The organism is Bradyrhizobium diazoefficiens (genome assembly GCF_016616885.1).
GTDB lineage: Bacteria > Pseudomonadota > Alphaproteobacteria > Rhizobiales > Xanthobacteraceae > Bradyrhizobium > Bradyrhizobium diazoefficiens_F.
Window position 1 is genome coordinate 3909061 of sequence record NZ_CP067102.1, and the last position, 14186, is coordinate 3923246.

Genomic DNA, 14186 nt, shown 5'->3' on the forward strand with positions numbered 1-14186 from the left:
AAAATCAATATCTTATTTGTTTTTAATGCGATCCTTGATTGCGCGGCCTGCGACAACCGTCTAAAAGTCCGCGGACGCAAATCAGGCTGGGCGAATTCGGCTTTACGCCGGAATTGGCCCTCACTATCAGAATCAGGACAATCTCCTTGGGCCGCGAGCCGGTGGGCCGTTCGCGGGAGGAGGGCGTTCTGTGATCGCCGGCCGGAATTGAGAGAGCAATGAGCGTGACTTCGGGAACGAAAACTGAAAGCGGCGTCGGCGAAACGATCCGGGTCGTGATCCATGCTCTCCTGATCGCGCTGGTGATCCGCACCTTCCTGTTCCAGCCGTTCAACATCCCGTCCGGCTCGATGAAGGCGACGCTGCTGGTCGGCGATTATCTGTTCGTGTCGAAATATTCCTACGGCTACAGCCACTACTCGATCCCATTCTCGCCGCCGCTGTTCTCGGGGCGGATCTGGGGCTCGGATCCGAACCGCGGCGACATCGTCGTGTTCCGGCTGCCGAAGGACGACACCACCGATTACATCAAGCGCGTGATCGGCTTGCCCGGCGACCACGTCCAGATGAAGGACGGGCTGCTCTACATCAACGACACCCCGGTCGAGCGCCAGCGCATGAGCGAGTATGTCGGCGAGGATCCCTGCGGCTCCGAAGGCGGCGGCATCTCGCGCGTGAAGCGCTGGAAGGAGACGCTGCCGAACGGTGTAACCTACGAGACGCTCGATTGCGCCGACAACGGCTACATGGACAACACCAACGTCTACACCGTGCCGCCCGGCCATTTCTTCATGATGGGTGACAACCGCGACAACTCCACCGATAGCCGCTTCCTCGGCCAGGTCGGCTACGTGCCGCAGGAGAACCTGATCGGCCGCGCCCAGATGATCTTCTTCTCGATCGCCGAAGGCGAGCACGCCTGGATGTTCTGGCGCTGGCCGTGGGCGGTGCGCTGGAATCGCTTCTTCAAAATCGTCCGATGAAAGACGAAGCCAAGGACATCGCGACCCAACCGATCGAGGCGCAAGCCGCTCGTGAGGGCGAAGCTGCGACCAAGACGCTTGCGCCCAAGACTCCTGATACCAAGATTCCTGAAGCCAAGACTCCTGAAGCCAAGCCATCTGCGAAGAAGCGGACGCGGAGCAGCAAGGCCAAGGACAAGGCCAAGGCGGCGGCTGACGCGAATGCCGCGCTCGAGGCGCGCATCGGGCACAGCTTTGCCGATCCGAACCTGCTGATGCAGGCGATCACGCATGTCTCGGCGTTGAAATCCGGGCGCAAGCGCGGCGACAGCTATCAGCGGCTGGAGTTCCTCGGCGACCACGTGCTCGGGCTCGTCGTGTCCGACATGCTCTATCATGCCTTCCCGAATGCCGATGAGGGCGAGTTGTCCAAGCGGCTTGCCGAGCTCGTGCGCAAGGAGAGCTGCGCCGACGTCGCCAAGTCGCTCGGTCTGCTCGACGACATCAAGCTCGGCTCGGTCGGCTCCAGCGCCGATGCCCGCCTGCGCAAGTCCATCCTCGGTGATATCTGCGAGGCGGTGATCGGCGCGATCTTCCTCGACGGCGGCCATGCGGCGGCGGACGAGTTCGTCAAACGCAACTGGACCGAGCGCATGCACAAGCCGCGGCGACCGCTGCGCGATCCCAAGACCGTGCTGCAGGAATGGGCGCAGGGGAAGGGGCTGCCGACGCCTGTTTATCGCGAGGTCGAACGCACCGGCCCGCATCACGATCCGCAGTTCCGCGTCGCCGTCGATCTGCCGGGTCTCGCGCCGGCCGAAGGCATCGGCGGCAGCAAGCGCGCGGCGGAGAAGGTGGCTGCTTCAGTGATGATTGAACGTGAAGGTGTTGGCGGCAGCAATGACGGCTGAAACAAGCGGCGAGGCGCCCACTGCTACGCGCTGCGGCTTCGTTGCGCTGATCGGCGCGCCGAACGTCGGCAAGTCCACGCTGGTCAATGCGCTGGTCGGGGCCAAGGTCACGATCGTCTCGCGCAAGGTGCAGACCACGCGCGCGCTGATCCGCGGCATCGTCATCGAGAACAACGCGCAGATCATCCTGGTCGATACGCCCGGCATCTTCCTGCCCAAGCGCAGGCTCGACCGCGCCATGGTCTCGACCGCCTGGAGCGGGGCGCATGACGCCGATCTCGTCTGTGTGCTGCTGGATGCCAAGGCCGGCATCGACGAGGAGGCCGAGGCGATCCTCAGCAAGGCCGCCAGCGTCAAGCATGAGAAGATCCTGGTGATCAACAAGGTCGACCTGGTCCAGCGTGAGAAGCTGCTGGCGCTGGCGCAGGCCGCGAACGAGCGCATGGCCTTCGCGAAAACCTTCATGATCGCTGCGATCTCGGGCGACGGTGTCGACGACCTCAGGCACACACTGGCCGAGATCGTGCCGCCGGGGCCGTTCCTCTATCCCGAGGACCAGATGTCGGACGCGCCGATGCGGCAGCTTGCGGCCGAGATCACGCGCGAGAAGATTTATCGCAAGCTGCACCAGGAATTGCCCTACCAGTCCACGGTCGAGACGGACAAATGGGAGGAGCGCAAGGACAAGTCGGTGCGCATCGAGCAGACGATCTTCGTCGAGCGCGAGAGCCAGCGCAAGATCGTGCTCGGCGCAGGGGGCGCCACCATCAAGTCGATCGGCGCGGACTCGCGCAAGGAGCTCGCCGAGATCCTGGGCGTACCGGTGCACCTGTTCCTGTTCGTCAAGGTGCGCGAGAACTGGGGTGACGATCCCGATCGCTACCGCGAGATGGGCCTGGAATTTCCCAAAGAATAAGCAAGAGCAGATCGGTATTTGATGAGCGTGCCCCGTAACGTCCAGCGTTTCGAAGCGCTGCTCTATGCCTCGCTGATGCTGGACGCCCTGTCGGTGGCGGTGCAGGACCGTACGCCCACCATGGAGATGACCGAGCAGATGATCATGACGGCGACCCTGCTCGCCGGCGCGATGATCCTGCTGCTGGTCTATTTCGTGTGGCTCGCTGCGCACTGGCGCAAGAACTGGCCGCGCTGGGTGCTGGCGGCGGCGCTGGTGCTGTCCGTGATCTCGCTCGGCCAGATCCTTGGCGAGCGGGGCCTCGAGCTCGACAGCGTCATCGAGATCGTCTCCTGCGTGCTGACGGGGGTCGGCCTGTATTTCTCGTTCACCGGCGACGCGCAGGGCTGGTTCAACGCGTGAGATATTCCCCGGCGCGCTTCGCTTTGCCCATCCTACGAGCGCTCGAATTGCGCTACACTTCGCCCCATGGAATGGACCGACGAAGGCATCGTGCTGGGCGTGCGGCGGCATGGCGAGAGTAGCGCCATCGTCGAGCTGCTGACGCGCCAGCACGGCCGGCATCTCGGTCTCGTGCGCGGTGGCGCCGGCTCGCGGATGCGACCGCTGCTGCAGCCCGGCAACAGCGTCAGCGCGGTGTGGCGGGCGCGGCTCGACGAGCATCTTGGCACCTTTGCGATCGAGGGATTGAAGCTGCGCGCGGCGACGCTGCTGGGATCGTCCCATGGCGTCTATGGCGTCACCCATCTGGCCTCGATTGCGCGGCTGCTGCCGGAGCGCGATCCGCACGAGGACATCTTTGCGATGCTCGAACATTCGCTCGACGATTTCGACGACATCGGCAGCGCTGCCGTGCATGTCATTCATTTCGAGCTGGCAATGCTCTCCGAGCTCGGGTTCCGGCTGGCGCTCGACAACTGTGCGGTCACGGGGGAGACCACCGACCTGATCTATGTCTCGCCGAAATCCGGCGGAGCGGTATCGCGTGGCGCGGGCGATCCGTGGCGCGATCGGTTGTTGCGGTTGCCGCCGTTCCTGCGCCAGGGCAAAGCCGCGAACGATCTCACCGATGAGGATCTCCAGGACGGCTTTCGGCTGACCGGCCTGTTCCTGCTGCGCCATGTGCTGGAGCCGCGCGGGCAGGTCCATTCCGACGCGCGCGCCGGCTTCATCAATGCCCTGATCCGGCAGCAGGCCAAAGCGGCGCTTTCTGCGCCATGATCTGAGTGCGCCTCTGCTCTGCCCCATGACATGGCGTTCCCCCGGAACCAAGTCGGCGGGGTTGAGTTGGCCCCGGCGCAGGTTCCGCAGGTTCCACAACTGGGACAGCCTAAATGTTGATCAAAGGATTCGTGCTGTCGGCAGCGCTGCTCGCGCTGGCGCCGGACGCCATGGTTGGTGAGCCGCAAACGGGGGTCTTTCGGCGGGCTTCCTGTACCGTCGTCAGGTACTATGTCGCGAAATATTCGGCTGCGGCCGCAGAGACATGGGCGCGATCTCATGGCGCAATCGAGGCCGAAATCGAGGCCGCCCGCCGCTGTGTAGCCAATGTGCCGGCGACGCCCCCGACCAAGGTCCAGCCAACTGTGACGGCCGGCTGGGCGGGTCAGTAGCCGCCCACAGGGAACCAATCCATCCTTGCCCGATTCGCTTCCACGGTTTAACCGGGCGGCATGGGAAAACGAATCGTTCCGCCGGAAGAACCGGCCGAAATTCATGAGGTGCCACTGCGCGAAGCGCTCGAGGAGCGCTATCTCGCGTATGCGCTCTCCACCATCATGCATCGCGCGCTGCCCGACGCGCGCGACGGCCTGAAGCCGGTGCACCGGCGCATCCTCTACGGCATGCGCCTGCTCAGGCTCGACCCCGGCACGGCGTTCAAGAAATCCGCCAAGATCGTCGGCGACGTGATGGGCTCGTTCCATCCGCATGGCGACCAGGCGATCTACGACGCCATGGTGCGCCTCGCGCAGGATTTCTCGTCGCGCTATCCGCTTGTCGACGGCCAGGGCAATTTCGGCAATATCGACGGCGATAACCCTGCCGCCTACCGTTACACCGAAGCTCGCATGACCGATGTCGCGCGGCTTCTGCTCGATGGCATCGACGAGGACGGCGTCGAATTCCGCGCCAATTACGACGGCCAGTCGAAAGAGCCGGTCGTGCTGCCCGGCGGCTTTCCGAACCTGCTCGCCAACGGCGCGCAGGGCATCGCGGTCGGCATGGCGACCTCGATCCCGCCGCATAATGCCGCCGAGCTCTGCGATGCCGCACTGCATCTGATCGAGAAGCCCGACGCGAAATCCAAGGCGCTGCTGAAGTGGGTCAAGGGACCGGATTTCCCGACCGGCGGCATCTGCGTCGATTCCAAGCAGGCGATTGCTGAGGCCTACACGACCGGCCGCGGCTCGTTCCGCGTTCGTGCCAGGTGGGAGCAGGAAGAGGGCGCGCGCGGCGCCTGGGTCGTCGTTGTCACCGAGATCCCCTTTCTGGTGCAGAAGTCGCGCCTGATCGAGAAGGTCGCCGAGCTGCTGGACCAGAAGAAGCTGCCGCTGGTCGGCGACATCAGGGACGAGTCGGCCGAAGACGTCCGCATCGTGATCGAGCCGAAGTCGAAGAACGTCGATCCGGCGCTGATGATGGAGTCGCTGTTCCGGCTCACCGAGCTCGAGAACAAGATCCCGCTGAACCTCAACGTGCTGATCAAGGGCCGCGTCCCCAAGGTGGTGGGGCTCGCGGAGTGCCTGCGCGAATGGCTCGACCATCTGCGCGACGTGCTGATCCGCCGCAGCAATTACCGCAAGGCGCAGATCGAGCACCGGCTGGAAGTTCTCGGCGGCCTGCTCATCGCCTATCTGAACCTCGACGAGGTGATCAGGATCATCCGCACCGAGGACGAGCCGAAGCCAGCGTTGATGAAGGCGTTCAAGCTGACCGAGGTGCAGGTCGAAGCCATCCTCAACATGCGGCTCCGCTCGCTGCGCAAGCTCGAAGAGATGGAGATCCGCACTGAGGACAAGAACCTCCGTGCCGAGCTCAAGGGCATCAACGCGATCCTCGCTTCCGAGCCCGAACAGTGGAAGAAGGTCGGCGAGCAGGTCGGCAAGGTCCGTGACATGTTCGGACCGAAGACGCCGCTCGGCAAGCGCCGCACCACCTTTGCGGACGCGCCCGAGCACGATCTCGCTGCGATGGAGGAAGCCCTCGTCGAGCGCGAGCCGGTGACCGTCGTCGTCTCCGACAAGGGCTGGATCCGCACCATGAAGGGCCATGTCGAGGATCTCTCGGGGCTCGCCTTCAAACAGGACGACAAGCTCGGCTTCGCCTTCTTCGCGGAGACGACCTCGAAGCTGCTGCTGTTCGCCACCAACGGCAAGTTCTACTCGCTCGACGTCGCGAAGCTGCCGGGTGGCCGCGGCCACGGCGAGCCGATCCGCCTGTTCATCGACCTCGAGCAGGAGGCCGCGCCCGTCGCACTGTTCGTCAACAAGGGCGGTCGCAAATTCCTGGTCGCGAGCCACGAGGGCCAGGGCTTTGTCGTCAACGAGGACGATTGCGTCGGCACCACCAAGAAGGGCAAGCAGGTTCTTAACGTCGACATGCCGAACGAGGCGCGCACGGTCACCGAGGTGATTGGCGACACCGTCGCGGTCATCGGCGAGAACCGCAAGATGCTGATCTTCCCGCTCGACCAGGTGCCGGAGATGGCCCGCGGTCGCGGCGTGCGGTTGCAGAAGTACAAGGACGGCGGTCTCTCCGACGTCGCTGTGTTCGAAGCCAAGGCAGGCCTGACCTGGAAGGACTCCGCTGGCCGCGAATTCTCCGCGACCATGAAGGAGCTCGCGGAGTGGCAGGGCACCCGCGCCGACGCCGGCCGCCTGCCGCCGAAGGGTTTCCCGAAGTCGAACAAGTTCGGCAAGGTGATCGGGTAGGGCCAATCGCTTCCACGTCGTCATTGCGAGCGTAGCAAAGCAATCCAGAATCCCTCCGCGGAAAGACTCTGGATTGCTTCGCGGCGCTCGCAATGACGGAGCAAGCGGTGCGGCCATCGTTCTCCAATTCACATTTCAGATAACAGGCACATCTTCGCGTTCTCGCGGCGTCGTCCGCCCGAGCTTTGCTTCACGGTGCGCCCTCATTGAGACAAGGGCGCAGGGAAGGCCGGGCGCCGGCTGGCACCCGAGATCCGTGCGCCATAGAAATGCACACGGGGTGGACCACAGGTGTTGCCGATCGCCCGGCCTTCCCTGCGCGATGGTTTTAACGTGTCCTTCGTGCTCTCCTCGGGGAGCGATGCACTATTGCCCCCGTCGCCCTGCGGATAGCTGATGCTTCCGCCCGGTCGGGCAGTGGGCATCACCACAGGACTTGACGCACAGACCCCGGGCGTCAGGACCACACGACTTGTTCGTCCGCGCACGTCTTCGCATGCATCTTCGGGAGCTGGCGTGTGCTCGCGCCCGAAGCCATGCGAAGACGCTGTCAGCGCCGTGTCGTCGGCGCGAAGCAATCGCTCACGGCCGAAGCCGCCCTGCAATGCCGCTCGCACCCGACGCCGTCGCGTCCATCGCTACCCAGCCCGCGGTTCGTGACGATCGCGATCCGCCCCTTGTCTCGGGCCAGGGTGTTTCGCTTGTACGACAAATCCGAATTTCGGTAAAGTGGAATATTTTGCGCGGTGGGGCTTGACGCGTGGGATCATCCCGATCGCGGCTGTTTTGCCCGACGGGTAACGGTCGACGGGGGCGCGGTGAGGAGCGTTTGCTTTGAGGACGGCCTCATGAACGGCAGCGTCTAAGAGCAAAGCGGAAGGCGCCCGCTTGGTCATCATCGACCGCTTGTGACCCATGGTCCCGTTGCTCGATGAATCGACGAGCGCGAGGCAGCGCTGTGGGCGTCAACGTCGGCTTCCGATGGCAAGCCAGACGCGACGAGCCCGCGAGTAGTACAGGCCCTAGATCACTCCCATCATCCGCAACGCCACACCCGCCGCGCAGCTGCCCGCCAGCACCGTCAGCATCCCCAGCTTAAACCGGAAGATCGCGGTGGCCGCCGCGATCGACAACACGAGCGCCGGCACATCGACGCTCGTCAGCACCGGCCTGTCAAAATCCAGCGGGAAGGCGTGCACCGGCACGGTCTCGCGGAACAGCGTGTGCAGCGCGAACCAGATCGAGAGGTTGAGGATCACGCCGACGACGGCGGCGGTGATCGCACCGAGTGCGCCGGCGAGTCCCGTGTTGCCGCGCAGCCGCTCGATGTAGGGGGCGCCGACGAAGATCCAGAGGAAGCAGGGCGTGAAGGTGACCCAGGTCGCGAGCAGTCCGCCCAAGGTTGCCGCCAGCATCGGCGAGAGGCCGCTTGGGTCGCGATAGGCGGCCATGAAGCCGACGAACTGGAGCACCATGATCAGCGGGCCCGGTGTGGTCTCGGCCATGCCGAGGCCGTCGAGCATCTCTTGCGGCTTCAGCCAGTGATAATGCTCCACCGCCCGCTGGGCGACATAGGCCAGCACGGCGTATGCGCCGCCGAAGGTGACGAGCGACATTTTCGAGAAGAACAGCGCGATCTGGCTGAACACATTGCCTTGCCCGAGAGCGAGCAACAACACGATCACTGGTATTAGCCAGAGCGCCAGCCATAGCGCGCCGACGCGGATCGTGCGCGCCGTGTCGGGACGGACATGCTCGGGCACGGCTTCGCCGAGCATGCTGTCGATCGCCGCGTTGCTGCCGCCATGGCCGTGACCGGCGGGTGCGAATTCCGGACGGCCGGCGCGTGCGCCGGCATAGCCGATCACGCCGGCGGCGATGATGATGATCGGGAAGGGGACCGCGAAGAAGAAGATCGCGACGAAGGCGATCGCCGCCAGCGCGATCATGATGCGGTTCTTCAGCGCCCGCTTGCCGACGCGGACCACGGCCTCGACGACGATGGCGAGCACGGCCGCCTTCAACCCGAAGAACAGCGCCTCGACGAAGCTGACATTGCCGTAGGCCGCATAGATGTAGCTCAGGCCCATGATGGCGATGATGCCCGGCAAGATGAACAGCCCGCCCGCCATCAGCCCGCCGGCGGTCCTGTGCATCAGCCAGCCGACATAGGTCGCGAGCTGCTGGGCCTCCGGTCCCGGCAGCAGCATGCAGTAATTCAGCGCATGCAAAAAGCGGCCCTCGGAGATCCAGTTCTTCTCCTCGACCAGGATGCGATGCATCACAGCGATCTGGCCCGCGGGCCCGCCAAAACTCAAGGACGCGACACGGAGCCAGACGCGAAAGGCTTCGCCGAAGCTGATGCCGTGACCGGCATCAGCTTTTGCTTGGGCGTTACGGATATCCACTACGCCTTCACCTTGTTGGTCGGCCAGTTATGGGTCTCGCCGGTCGCGTCGCGGCACCAGCGATAGAACGCGTCGTAGAGCAGCATGCCGGCTTCGAGTTGTTCGAGATCGTCGTCGTACATCCGCGACAATCCGAGCGAGGCCGCGAGCAGGCCGGGTGCCTCCGGTGCGAGGTCGGGCCTTGCAGTATCGGCGCCGCGCACCAGCGTGGCCAACCGCAACAGCGCCGGCGTCGCGATCCCCAACTCCTCGATCATGACGTCGAAGCTGCAGAGCTCGCCGCGGTGGCTCCAGAACACGTTCTCGATGTCGAAGGGGGCAGCATTGAAACGCTCGCCGACGGCGACCACCTCGGACGGCGCGACATACAAGAACACCGCGTTGGGATCGACGAAGCGGCGGATCAGCCAGGGGCAGGCGATGCGGTCGACCTTGGGCCGCGCCCGCGTCACCCAGATTGTGCGTCCCTTGGCATCGCGCGGCGGCAGCTTGCGTGTGTCGAGCAGTGGCAGCTTTGCCGCCTTCCAGCCCTCGAAGCCACCCTCCAGCGTTTCGGCCTCGGCGCCGAGCTGGCGAAGCCAGGCCGCTGTGCCCTGCGCGAGTTTCTCGCCGCGGAAGCACGAGACGATGGCTCGGCGACCGGCGAAGCCGGCGCCCCAGTCGGAGACGTTGTCGTGGCTGAGCTTGATGGAGCCGGGGATCAACCGCGGGTCAGCGGCAAAATCCTCCTCGGTCCGCACGTCGATCAGGACAGGGGCGTTGGCCGTGCCAATCAGGCGCGCCAATTTATCGGATGATATGGTCGTGAAAGTTGACATGATGCGTCCTCGAAAAATCAGGGGACGCGATACTTGGGCATGTCGCCTCGTGGGGAGATCGCTCAAATCCCCATCGCGTTGATTACATCGAAACTCAGTCGGACTGTCAATCGCCGGTTTCACTGGCATCGAAGGTTAGAAAGATAAGCCATTGCGACCTATAGTGGGTGGAGGCGGAATTCTGCGGTGAGGTCGGGGTTGATCCTCGGTCGCAGCAGGAAGGCGCTGCAGGGAGGACCAAGATGACGCCCAAGATCATGTCCAAAATCACGCTCGCTCTCGCCGTTGTTACGCTCGCGTCGTTCGGCCAGACCGCGCTCGCGCAGTCGGAAAAATCCGGGGTCGAGAAGCTCTACATCATGAATTGTGGGGAGGGCGTTGCTGGCGACATCGGGCGCTGGTCACCCGGGGTGAACGAAGGCCAGTCGATGGACTTCGTCGATACCTGCTATCTCATCAAGCACACTCAGGGCTGGTTCCTATGGGACACCGGCATTCCCGACGCGGTCGCCGCGATGCCAAACGGGCTTGCGCCTGCCGATCCAAAGGCGGTGACCTGGAAGCGGCCGAAGACGCTCGCGTCGCAGCTCGAGCAGATCGGCGTCAAGCCCGCTGACATCAAGGCGATGGGCGTCTCCCACACCCACCCCGATCACATCGGCAATGTCGAGATGTTCCCGCAGGCCACGCTCTATGTGCAGAAGGCCGAATATGACTGGCCCGGTGCGAACAACGAGCCGCGCTTCAAGCCCTCGCATCCTGTCGAGCTGCTGTCGGGCGACAAGGACGTGTTCGGCGATGGCAGCCTGACGATCCTGTCGACGCCCGGCCACACGCCGGGGCACCAGTCGTTGCTGGTGAAATTGCCGAAGACCGGCGCGGTCGTGCTGTCCGGCGACGCCGTTCACTTCAAGAACAATTGGGACAACCGGCGCGTTCCCGTCAACAATGTCAGCAAGGACCAGTCGCTCGCCTCGATGCAGAAGATTGCGGACACGCTGACCAAGGAGAAAGCGCAGCTCTGGATCAACCACGACAAGGCGCAGCGCGACAGCCAGAAGATGTCGCCGGAGTTTTACGAGTAGGCCGTGAACTCATAATCCAGGAACGCTTAGCTATGCTCACCGTCTATGGCGAAGGCCGTGGCTTCCGTGTTATTTGGCTGCTTGAGGAATTAGGATTGGCTTATCGGCTGCGCCCGGTCGATCTGTTGGCAGTCGAGAATGATCGCGATTTCCTCGCGATCAACCCCGCTGGCTTCATTCCCGCACTACAGGACGGCGAGACGATCATGGTCGAATCGATCGCGATTCTCGAGTACCTGCTCGCCCGCCACGGCTCAAATTCGCTTGCCGTCGCTCCGGACGATCCCGCCTTCGCTTCCTATCTGCAATTTCTCCACTTAGGCGAGGCCGGGCTCGCCGGGCCCATGAACGCCGTCTTCGTCGGTCGCGAGCTGGCGCCCGAAACCGAGCGCCATGCCCGGGTTACCGGCTGGGCACTCGAGACCTTCAAGAGCCGGCTGGGGTTGGTCATCCGCCGCCTCGCGGAGTGCCCCTATCTCGCCGGCGACCGATTCACTGCTGCCGATATCTCGGTGAGCTACGCCCTCCTGCTTGGCCTGCGAACCGGCAACTACGTCCCCGGTTCACCCGAGCGGGACTATCTCGCCCGCACGACGGCACGCCCGGCCTACGCCCGAGCGATGGAAAGCTGTCAGGCCACCAAGGCTTGGGCGGCGCGATCACCGGGATTGTAGTGCTCGCTTCATCAGAGAGGCCGGCCGAGCGCCGGCACTCCTGTTGCCACTGTGGTGGCAGCAGGGTTGTGCTAGGCGCCTGCAAAGGCTCCGGGATGGGAGGCGAAAAGTGGGGGAGTGCCTCGGGGTCGCGATCGCGCTGGCATCGAGCAGCATCGGCGGCACCGCCGCCGCGATCACCCGTTATCTCGTCGTCGGCGCCGATCCGGTCATGCTCGCGATCCTGCGCTGGGGGATCGGTTTCCTTTGCCTGCTGCCGTGCGCGGTGCTGCTTCGCGCGCGCTGGCCGCAGCGGTCGGACTGGCCGGCCGTGATGGTGCTCGGCATCTGCTTCTTCGGCCTGTTCTTCATCCTCTACAACATCGCAGTCTCCTACACGACCGCCGCGCGCGCGAGTCTCGCGCTGGCAACGCTGCCGCTTCACACCATGGTCGTCGGTGCGATCCTCGGCGTGGAACGGCTGACAGCGCGCAAGATCGCGGGCGTCGGCATTGCCGTACTCGGCGTGGCTGCGGCGTTAGCGGCAGGCCTCGCGCAGAGCCCGCCGGGCGCGTGGCGCGGCGAGCTGATCATGACCGGCGCGGTGTTCTGCATGGCGTTCTACAACGTGCTGTCGCGGCCGCTGATGCAGCGCTCCAGCGCGCTCGGCTTTCTCACCGTGGGCATGGGCGCGGGCGCCTTGGTGCTGGTGCTCGTGGGTTTCGCGAAGGGTAGCTTCGCCGCTCTCGCGCACTTCACCACGGCGCAGTGGATTGCCGGGCTCTATCTCGGGGCCGGCGGTGGTGCGCTCGCCTTCATCCTCTGGGTCATGGCGCTGGCGCGCGCGACGCCGACCCGGGTCGCCAACACGATGACGGTCAATCCGATTGCGGCAACCTTGCTGGCGGCACTGCTGATCGGGGAGCCGATCACGCCAAATCTCCTGATCGGGCTGGTTGCCGTGTTCGCCGGGATCTGGATCGCGACCGGCGAGGCGAAGCCGGCCTAGCTCTTGGGCGCGGTGACCATCGGCGGGCTCGCGTTCGGCGCATTTTTCGGCTTCAGGGTGCCGGAATAGAACGAGAGCAGCCACACCAGCAGGACGGCGAGGAGATAGACGCCCCAGGCCTGCGGCGGCGTTATGGCCCAGCCCAGGAGACCTTTGAACGTGCGGGGCGGGCTTTTGTCTTCGGTCATGCCGCGCTTGTGCGCGAAAGCGCAGGCACGGTCAATCCGGCCGCGGCGCCGCGCGGATCAGGAACAGCGCGGCCAGCGCCGAGAGGCTAAGGGCGGACGAGACCATCAGCACCTTGGCACCCATGACGTCGATCAGCAGGCCGAAGGCCAACGGCGCCACCGCCTGCGCCATCCGCGCCGGCGCGCCGATGATGCCGAGGCGATAGCCGAAATCCTTCGGACCGAAGATCGAGAGCGGCAGCGTTCCGCGCGCAATCGTCAAAATGCCGTTGCCGGAGCCGTGCAGCAGCGCAAAGGCGCTTGCGGCGGGGGCGCCGAAGATGGCGACGACGGCAGCTCCGATCGGGTGGGTGAGGCAGGCGAGCCGGGTCGACCACAGCGGATGGAAGCGGGAGAGAACACTCGCTTCGAGAATGCGCGCGATCACCTGCGCCGGGCCGATCAGCGCGCCGGCTGCGATCGCCTCGACATGTGTCGCGCCCGTTGCCTCGAGAATGCGCGGGAAATGCACGGCCATGGCGCCGGTAACGGTCCAGACCGCGGCAAAGACGAAGGCGAGCAGGATCATGGTCCGGTCGAGCGGGAGGTGCGGCTTCTCCGCCGTCGCGGCGGCCTGCTTGGCGCCCTTGATCGCCGGCAGCATGAAGAAATTGAGAGGCAGGCCGATCAGGATGTTGGCGGCGGCCCAGGCGAAGCAGGTCTCGCGCCAACCGAAATGAGCGAGCCCCCAGGCGGTGAGCGGCCAGCCAACGGTCGAGGCAAAGCCCGCCATCAACGTGATGCCGGTGATCGAGCCGCGAGCTTGGGTGCCATAGATGCGGCCAAGCGCAGCGAAGGCGGCATCATAGAGCCCCATCGCCATGCCGATGCCGAGCACGAGCCAGGCGAACGCCATCACGGCTACGGATTGCGAGAAACCGAGCAGGACGAGGCCAGCGGCAATGGTCAGGTTCGAGGCTGACAGCACCTGTCGCCCGCCGACGAGATCGATTTGCCGCCCGATGCGCGGCCCCAGCATTGCGGAGATCACGAGCGAGGCCGAGAACGCGCCAAAGATCCAGTTGGTGGAGATGCCGAGGTCGCGCGCCATGGGATCGGCGAGCAGGGCCGGCAAATAATAGCTGGAGGCCCAGGCCAGGGTCTGCGTCGTGCCAAGCGCCAGGATGATTGGAAGCTGGCGCTGGCTCATGTCGCCGTTTGTCTGGTCGGCAGTGTCATCACTTGCATTTGCGGCCCGAGCCGCGTGCGCGTCAACAGCGTCCTCGACATATTCGACCTGCTGCGAGCGGGAGCCTTGGTTGTGC

Annotated in this window: 14 protein-coding genes; 10 read left to right on the forward strand and 4 right to left on the reverse strand. The window is 64.7% G+C overall.

Translation table 11 applies throughout. The features are described from left to right. Window positions 1–218: 218 nt before the first annotated feature. The 7 genes from lepB (at window position 219) to parC (ending at window position 6721) form a co-directional block, all read left to right on the forward strand. Window positions 219–983 carry a signal peptidase I gene (lepB, locus tag JJC00_RS18040; protein WP_200473815.1) on the forward strand — a complete coding sequence of 255 codons (765 nt, stop codon included), beginning with the start codon at window positions 219–221 and terminating at the stop codon, window positions 981–983. Then, on the forward strand, window positions 980–1873 hold the full coding sequence (gene rnc, locus JJC00_RS18045) for a ribonuclease III (protein ID WP_200473816.1): 894 nt from the start codon (window positions 980–982) through the stop codon (window positions 1871–1873). The genes lepB and rnc overlap by 4 nt, the downstream gene beginning before the upstream one ends. After that, a complete protein-coding gene (gene era / locus JJC00_RS18050; protein ID WP_200473817.1) occupies window positions 1863–2789 on the forward strand; it encodes a GTPase Era in 927 nt (308 codons plus the stop codon). The genes rnc and era overlap by 11 nt, the downstream gene beginning before the upstream one ends. A 21-nt stretch (window positions 2790–2810) precedes the next feature. Next, entirely contained in the window at window positions 2811–3191 is a 381-nt protein-coding gene (locus tag JJC00_RS18055) for a hypothetical protein (RefSeq protein WP_200473818.1), read from the forward strand. Window positions 3192–3257: 66 nt separating this feature from the next. Beyond that, window positions 3258–4010 carry a DNA repair protein RecO gene (gene recO / locus JJC00_RS18060; RefSeq protein ID WP_200473819.1) on the forward strand — a complete coding sequence of 251 codons (753 nt, stop codon included), beginning with the start codon at window positions 3258–3260 and terminating at the stop codon, window positions 4008–4010. A gap of 113 nt (window positions 4011–4123) precedes the next feature. Then, window positions 4124–4402, forward strand: coding sequence for a hypothetical protein (locus tag JJC00_RS18065; RefSeq protein ID WP_200473820.1), 279 nt, complete (start codon window positions 4124–4126; stop codon window positions 4400–4402). Window positions 4403–4462: 60 nt separating this feature from the next. Beyond that, window positions 4463–6721: a DNA topoisomerase IV subunit A gene (parC, locus tag JJC00_RS18070; protein ID WP_200473821.1), complete on the forward strand. Its 2259-nt coding sequence runs from the start codon at window positions 4463–4465 to the stop codon at window positions 6719–6721. A gap of 1022 nt (window positions 6722–7743) precedes the next feature. Here the strand turns inward: parC and chrA are convergent. Beyond that, entirely contained in the window at window positions 7744–9129 is a 1386-nt protein-coding gene (gene chrA, locus JJC00_RS18075) for a chromate efflux transporter (RefSeq protein ID WP_200473822.1), read from the reverse strand. Further along, complete coding sequence (locus JJC00_RS18080; RefSeq protein ID WP_200473823.1) at window positions 9129–9947, reverse strand: chromate resistance protein ChrB domain-containing protein; 819 nt, start codon at window positions 9945–9947, stop codon at window positions 9129–9131. Before JJC00_RS18080 ends, chrA begins: the two co-directional genes overlap by 1 nt. A gap of 242 nt (window positions 9948–10189) precedes the next feature. On the opposite strand from JJC00_RS18080, the gene JJC00_RS18085 reads away from it, so the two are divergent. The 3 genes from JJC00_RS18085 (at window position 10190) to JJC00_RS18095 (ending at window position 12694) form a co-directional block, all read left to right on the forward strand. Continuing rightward, window positions 10190–11032 carry an N-acyl homoserine lactonase family protein gene (locus tag JJC00_RS18085; protein WP_200473824.1) on the forward strand — a complete coding sequence of 281 codons (843 nt, stop codon included), beginning with the start codon at window positions 10190–10192 and terminating at the stop codon, window positions 11030–11032. Window positions 11033–11064: 32 nt separating this feature from the next. Further along, on the forward strand, window positions 11065–11706 hold the full coding sequence (locus JJC00_RS18090; protein WP_200473825.1) for a glutathione S-transferase family protein: 642 nt from the start codon (window positions 11065–11067) through the stop codon (window positions 11704–11706). A gap of 109 nt (window positions 11707–11815) precedes the next feature. Beyond that, entirely contained in the window at window positions 11816–12694 is an 879-nt protein-coding gene (locus JJC00_RS18095; protein WP_200473826.1) for a DMT family transporter, read from the forward strand. Here JJC00_RS18095 and JJC00_RS18100 read toward each other — a convergent pair. Both JJC00_RS18100 and JJC00_RS18105 read right to left on the reverse strand, forming a co-directional pair. Continuing rightward, entirely contained in the window at window positions 12691–12882 is a 192-nt protein-coding gene (locus JJC00_RS18100) for a hypothetical protein (RefSeq protein WP_200473827.1), read from the reverse strand. The genes JJC00_RS18095 and JJC00_RS18100 overlap by 4 nt on opposite strands. 31 nt (window positions 12883–12913) lie before the next feature. Continuing rightward, window positions 12914–14071 carry an MFS transporter gene (locus tag JJC00_RS18105; RefSeq protein WP_200473828.1) on the reverse strand — a complete coding sequence of 386 codons (1158 nt, stop codon included), beginning with the start codon at window positions 14069–14071 and terminating at the stop codon, window positions 12914–12916. Window positions 14072–14186: the final 115 nt, after the last annotated feature.

Coding starts and splice junctions, on each gene's coding strand:
- JJC00_RS18055 (WP_200473818.1), top strand. CDS start 2,811: ATGAGCGTGCCCCGTAACGTCCAGCGTTTCGAAGCGCTGCTCTATGCC.
- JJC00_RS18085 (WP_200473824.1), top strand. CDS start 10,190: ATGACGCCCAAGATCATGTCCAAAATCACGCTCGCTCTCGCCGTTGTT.
- recO (WP_200473819.1), top strand. CDS start 3,258: ATGGAATGGACCGACGAAGGCATCGTGCTGGGCGTGCGGCGGCATGGC.
- JJC00_RS18065 (WP_200473820.1), top strand. CDS start 4,124: ATGTTGATCAAAGGATTCGTGCTGTCGGCAGCGCTGCTCGCGCTGGCG.
- JJC00_RS18080 (WP_200473823.1), bottom strand. CDS start 9,947: ATGTCAACTTTCACGACCATATCATCCGATAAATTGGCGCGCCTGATT.
- JJC00_RS18090 (WP_200473825.1), top strand. CDS start 11,065: ATGCTCACCGTCTATGGCGAAGGCCGTGGCTTCCGTGTTATTTGGCTG.
- era (WP_200473817.1), top strand. CDS start 1,863: ATGACGGCTGAAACAAGCGGCGAGGCGCCCACTGCTACGCGCTGCGGC.
- rnc (WP_200473816.1), top strand. CDS start 980: ATGAAAGACGAAGCCAAGGACATCGCGACCCAACCGATCGAGGCGCAA.
- parC (WP_200473821.1), top strand. CDS start 4,463: ATGGGAAAACGAATCGTTCCGCCGGAAGAACCGGCCGAAATTCATGAG.
- JJC00_RS18105 (WP_200473828.1), bottom strand. CDS start 14,071: ATGAGCCAGCGCCAGCTTCCAATCATCCTGGCGCTTGGCACGACGCAG.
- JJC00_RS18100 (WP_200473827.1), bottom strand. CDS start 12,882: ATGACCGAAGACAAAAGCCCGCCCCGCACGTTCAAAGGTCTCCTGGGC.
- lepB (WP_200473815.1), top strand. CDS start 219: ATGAGCGTGACTTCGGGAACGAAAACTGAAAGCGGCGTCGGCGAAACG.